General features: G+C 69.9%; 4 protein-coding genes. 1 reads left to right on the top strand and 3 read right to left on the bottom strand.

The annotated features are described in order from the left end of the window. Window positions 1-71 precede the first annotated feature (71 nt). The 3 genes from QZV84_RS10985 to QZV84_RS10975 form a co-directional block, all read right to left on the bottom strand. Window positions 72-1,388, bottom strand: coding sequence for a hypothetical protein (locus tag QZV84_RS10985; protein ID WP_292829369.1), 1,317 nt, complete (start codon window positions 1,386-1,388; stop codon window positions 72-74). A gap of 9 nt (window positions 1,389-1,397) precedes the next feature. Then, window positions 1,398-3,080 (bottom strand): DEAD/DEAH box helicase, encoded by a 1,683-nt coding sequence (locus tag QZV84_RS10980; RefSeq protein WP_292829372.1) that lies wholly within the window; start codon window positions 3,078-3,080, stop codon window positions 1,398-1,400. Window positions 3,081-3,192: 112 nt separating this feature from the next. Next, the gene (locus tag QZV84_RS10975) at window positions 3,193-3,792 is read right to left on the bottom strand and encodes a PadR family transcriptional regulator (RefSeq protein ID WP_292829368.1); all 600 of its coding nucleotides are present in this window, start codon (window positions 3,790-3,792) and stop codon (window positions 3,193-3,195) included. Between the two features lie 228 nt (window positions 3,793-4,020). On the opposite strand from QZV84_RS10975, the gene QZV84_RS10970 reads away from it, so the two are divergent. Then, a partial coding sequence (locus QZV84_RS10970; protein WP_363331909.1) for a DEAD/DEAH box helicase occupies window positions 4,021-5,021 on the top strand: 1,001 nt, incomplete at its 3' end.

The raw sequence follows: 5,021 nt of genomic DNA, 5'->3' as shown, positions 1-5,021 counted from the left end.
CCTAGCGGCCGTCCGAACGGACGAACGGGATGCCTGCTCGAGGCATCCCGTTCGCTGTGCGCGGTGCGTGCTCAGCCGTCGAAGAAGTCGCCGAGCAGACTGCCGATGACGAGGCCGCCGAGGATGCCGCCCATCCCGTCGCTCATGCCGCCGCGGCGTCCGCGGCTCTGACCGCCCCAGCCCGGGTCCTGCGGCCGGGAGGAGTCGATGTCGCGCTGGGCGAGCTGCAGCGCTTCGCTCGCCAGCGCGCCGGACCGCCGCGCGAGGGCCATCCCCTCTTCGCGGGTCTCCTCGTCGGTCGCCAGCGGCTCGGCATCGTTGCGGGTGCGCTCGGCTTCGGCGAGGCGGGTGCGTGCGTCGGCGCCGATCCAGCCCCGATGACCCGCGATCACGCTGCGGGCGACCGCGATCTGCCGGTCCGCGTCGTCGAGCGCGTGCCGCACATGGGCGACAGAGGGGATCGGGCGAGCCGCGCGCTCGCGGGCCACCGCGATCGCGGCATCCAGCCCGGTGTTCGCCTCGCGCAGCTGGGACAGCTCGGCGAACGGGTCGGCCTTGACGCGGGCGGCCGGCACCGCTGCGAGCGCCGCCTCGAGCGCGGCGACCGCGGCGGTCACCGCGGGAACCTGCGGCGCCTGGCGGGCGGCGACGAGGTCGCCGCGAGAGTCCGCGATGACATCGGCCAGGGTCGACTCGGCGCGCAGGGCCTCGATCTCGAAGTCCTCTACGCCGTCGATGATCGCCGCCGCGCGACGCACCGCCTCGGTCGCCGTCTCCAGCGCCAGGTTCGCCTCCTCGCGGCGGCCGTCCTCGCGCCGGCGTGCCGATACGTCGGCGCTGTGCGCCGCGAAGGTCAGCAGCTGCTCGGCCTCGTCCGCGCCCTCGGCGACCTGACGCAGCGCCGCCTCGCTGTAGCGGAGCGCCAGCCGCGCGAGCGTCTCGCGCGCGTGCGGCAGTCTCTCGCTCAGCGACGCGATGTCGGCGCGCACCTGCGCGAGGATCTCCGGCGCGCGGCGCACGCGCTCGATGTCCTTCGCGAGCGCGGTCGTGCGGTCATCGAGCAGTTCGTCGGCCCATTCGCACAGCTGCGCGATGCGCGCGTTGCGGGTGCGCAGCTCGTCGGGGGTGTCGGGGATCTCGTCGTGGTTCAGCTGGTTGAGGTGGAACGCCTCGGCCAGGTGCGTGCGCACGGCCGTCAGCGCGTCGCGCAGATCTTTCGTCGCCGCCTCACCCAGTTCGGCGACCGCGAAGTCCAGCTCGTCGGTCGTCGTGCGGATGCGCTCGTCCACCGCCACGAGCGCGCCTCTGGCCCGCCGGGCGAGCTCGGCATCCTGCGCATCTCGCGCCGCCTGCTCCTCGCGCTTTCGTTTGCCCCACAATCCAGCCATAGCTCGATCCTAGGTTCGCCGCGCTGAGGGGCCGCCGGTGTCGAGGCGGATCTCGATGAGCTTGCCCGAGATGCGGGTGTCGGAGAGCCGGTCCAGGGTCGACTGCGACAGGCCGGCCGGCAGCTCGACGAGCGAGAAGTCCGGGCGGATCTGGATCGCGCCGAAGTCGCCGCGGCTGAGCCCGCCCTCGTTCGCGAGGGCGCCGACGATCTGGCGCGGTTCGACCCGGTGCCGCTTGCCCACTGCGATCCGGTAGGTGGCCATCCGGCCGTTGCTCGGACGCTGCCGGCGTTCGGGACGCTCGTCGCGGTCGAAGCGGCCGGGGCGAGCGCCGCGGTCGCCGCGGTCGGCGCGATCCTCGAAACCGCGCCGCTGCTGCTCGGTCTCGGGCTCCAGCAGCAGCGGGGACTCGCCCTGCGCGACGACAGCCAGAGCTGCCGCCACATCCACCTCGGGTACATCGTGGTGGCGTACGTAGTGGGCGATCACGTCGCGGAACCCGTCGATGCGCTCGGTCTGGCCGAGCGCCGCGGTGATGCGGTCGTCGAAGCGAGCGAGGCGGGTGAGGTTGACGTCGTCGGCAGTCGGAAGCTGCATCTGGGTCAGCGGCTGCCGCGTGGCGCGTTCGATCACGGTCACGAGCCCGCGCTCACGCGGAGTCACGAAGCTGATCGCATCCCCCGAGCGTCCCGCGCGCCCGGTGCGCCCGATCCGGTGCACATACGACTCGGTGTCCGTCGAGATGTCGAAGTTGACCACGTGCGAGATGCGCTCGACGTCGAGGCCGCGCGCGGCGACATCGGTGGCGACGAGGATGTCGAGCTTGCCCGACTTCAGCTGGTTGACGGTCTTCTCGCGCACGGGCTGGGCGACATCGCCGTTGATCGCCGCCGCGGAGTAGCCCCGGGCCCGCAGCTTCTCGGCGATCTCCTCGGTCGCGCTCTTGGTACGCGCGAACACGATCATGCCCTCGAAATTCTCTGTCTCCAGGATGCGCGTGAGGGCGTCGATCTTCTGCTGGTGCGAGACGATCAGGTAGCGCTGGGCGGTCGTGGCGGATGTCGTGGTCTTGGTCTTGACCGTGATCTCTTCGGGGTCGTGCAGGTACTGCTGCGACATGCGGCGGATCGCCGTCGGCATCGTCGCCGAGAAGAGTGCGACCTGCTTGGTGGCGGGCGTGTCGGCGAGGATCGTCTCGACGTCTTCGGCGAAGCCCATCTTGAGCATCTCATCGGCCTCGTCCAGCACGAGGTACTTCAGCTCCGACAGGTCGAGCGTGCCCTTCTCGAGGTGGTCGATGATGCGGCCAGGGGTTCCCACGACGATGTGCACGCCTCGCCGCAGTGCCGACAGCTGCACGCCGTAGCCTTGACCGCCGTAGACGGGCAGCACGTGAACACCCCTCACGTGGGCCGCGTACTTCTCGAACGCCTCGCAGACCTGCAGCGCGAGCTCGCGCGTCGGGGCCAGCACGAGCGCCTGCGGGGTCTTCTGCGACACGTCGAGGCGGTCGAGGATCGGCAGCGCGAAGGCCGCGGTCTTGCCCGTTCCGGTCTGGGCCAGCCCGACGACATCGCGCCCCGCGAGCAGCGCGGGAATCGTCGCCGCCTGGATCGCCGAGGGCGTCTCGTAGCCGACATCGTCGAGCGCCTTGAGCACCGCGTCGCCCAATCCGAGGTCGGAGAACGTCATCGCGGCGGGCTCTGCAAGAGCCTCGGCCTCGACGGGAGCATCAGCAGAAGTCACGCTTCAGGGTAGTGCGCCTGCTTGTGAGGAGGCAGGATGCCGCGCGCTCGCAGCCGGCTCAGCCGGCGGTGACGGCATCCCTGGCGGGTCGGCCCCGCTTGGGCCGCTCCGACGCCAGCCCCAGCGACATCGCGTGCGCGGGCTGTTCGGCGAGGCGCTCCCGCGCACGGTCGAGCCAGTTCAGCTCCGCCTCGGCCTGGAACAGCTGGGCATCCGTGACGAGCTTTCTCGCAAGTCCCTCCGGCCCGTCCGGGGACCCTGCGTGGGCAGCGCGCGTGAGCGCGGCCAGCCGCGACGCGGATGCGCGCCGCTGAGTGCGCAGCACCGCGTCCACATCCACGCCCGGCAGTGTCGCCGCCACCGAGAGCTTGATCGCGAGCTCGTCGCGCGCCGTCTGCCCGCGATCGACCGGAGAGCCGAGCCAGTCCGAGACCTCGAGGGAACCGGCATCCGTGATCGTGTAGAAGACGTGCCCCTGCTCGTCGGTCGCCCCTTTCGAGACGAGTCCGTCGCGTTCGAGACGGTCGAGGGTGTTGTAGATCTGCCCGACGTTGAGCGGCCAGGTCGACCCGGTGCGGCGATCGAACTCGGCGCGCAGCTGGTACCCGTAGCAGGGGCCCTGGTCGAGGATGGCCAGCAGGCTCTGTCGCACCGACATGTCGAACTCCCGTCATCGCATTGCATACCGGGTATGCAGTTGCCGAGTATAGGCACCCCGGCGTAGGTGCCGCGGGATGCCGCGTCCTGCGTGTCGCGCCCTGGCTGCGCCCGCCACCCAGCGCACTCCAAGGTCACAGACGGATAACATGGCCGTGTATGCCCTTGCGCTCGGCGCTGGGTGGCATCGGCGCCGGACGGCGCTGCACTGGACAGATGGAGATGCTTCGTGGCCAATGCTCTCGAGAGACTGCTTCGCGCGGGAGAAGGACGAATCCTGCGCCGACTGCAGCAGGTCGTGAAGGCGGTCGGCGCCCTCGAAGAGGACTACGCGCACCTGACCGATGAAGAGCTGCGCGGCGAGACCGCGGTCCTGCGCGCCCGCTTCGACGCCGGAGAAACCCTCGACCAGCTCATGCCCGAGGCGTTCGCCGCCGTCCGCGAAGCCGCCAAGCGCACGCTCGGCCAGCGTCCGTACGACGTGCAGGTCATGGGCGGCGCGGCGCTGCACCTGGGCAACATCGCCGAGATGAAGACCGGTGAGGGCAAGACCCTCGTGGCGACCCTTCCGGCCTACCTGAACGCGATCGCCGGCAAGGGCGTGCACATCATCACGGTCAACGACTTCCTCGCGTCTTACCAGTCCGAGCTCATGGGCCGCATCTTCCGCGCCCTCGGCATGACCACCGGCACGATCGTCGCGGGGCAGACCCCCGACATCCGCCGGCAGCAGTACGAAGCGGACATCACGTATGGGACCAACAACGAGTTCGGCTTCGACTACCTGCGCGACAACATGGCCTGGCGCAAGGAGGATCTCGTGCAGCGCGGTCACTTCTACGCGATCGTCGACGAGGTCGACTCGATCCTGATCGACGAGGCCCGCACGCCGCTCATCATCTCGGGACCGTCCTCGGGCGAGGCGAACCGCTGGTTCGTGGAGTTCGCGAAGATCGCCAAGACGCTCGAAGCGGGTGTGGACTACGAGGTCGACGAGAAGAAGCGAACCATCGGCGTGCTCGAGCCCGGCATCGAGAAGGTCGAGGACTACCTGGGCATCGAAAATCTGTACGAATCGGCCAACACCCCGCTCATCTCGTTCCTGAACAACTCGATCAAGGCGCTCGCGCTGTTCAAGCGCGACGCGGATTACGTCGTGATGAACGACGAGGTCATGATCGTCGACGAGCACACCGGGCGCATCCTGGTCGGCCGCCGGTACAACGAGGG

The sequence above is a fragment of the Microbacterium sp. genome (assembly GCF_011620715.1).
In the GTDB taxonomy this organism is placed as follows: Bacteria; Actinomycetota; Actinomycetes; order Actinomycetales; family Microbacteriaceae; genus Microbacterium.
Note: the sequence above shows the minus strand (reverse complement) of the source record. Positions and strands in the feature narration are given on the sequence as shown.

Bases quoted from the DNA above. Each gene is read 5' to 3' on its own strand.
- QZV84_RS10980 (WP_292829372.1), bottom strand. From the start codon at position 3,080: ATGACGTTCTCCGACCTCGGATTGGGCGACGCGGTGCTCAAGGCGCTC.
- QZV84_RS10985 (WP_292829369.1), bottom strand. From the start codon at position 1,388: ATGGCTGGATTGTGGGGCAAACGAAAGCGCGAGGAGCAGGCGGCGCGA.
- QZV84_RS10975 (WP_292829368.1), bottom strand. From the start codon at position 3,792: ATGTCGGTGCGACAGAGCCTGCTGGCCATCCTCGACCAGGGCCCCTGC.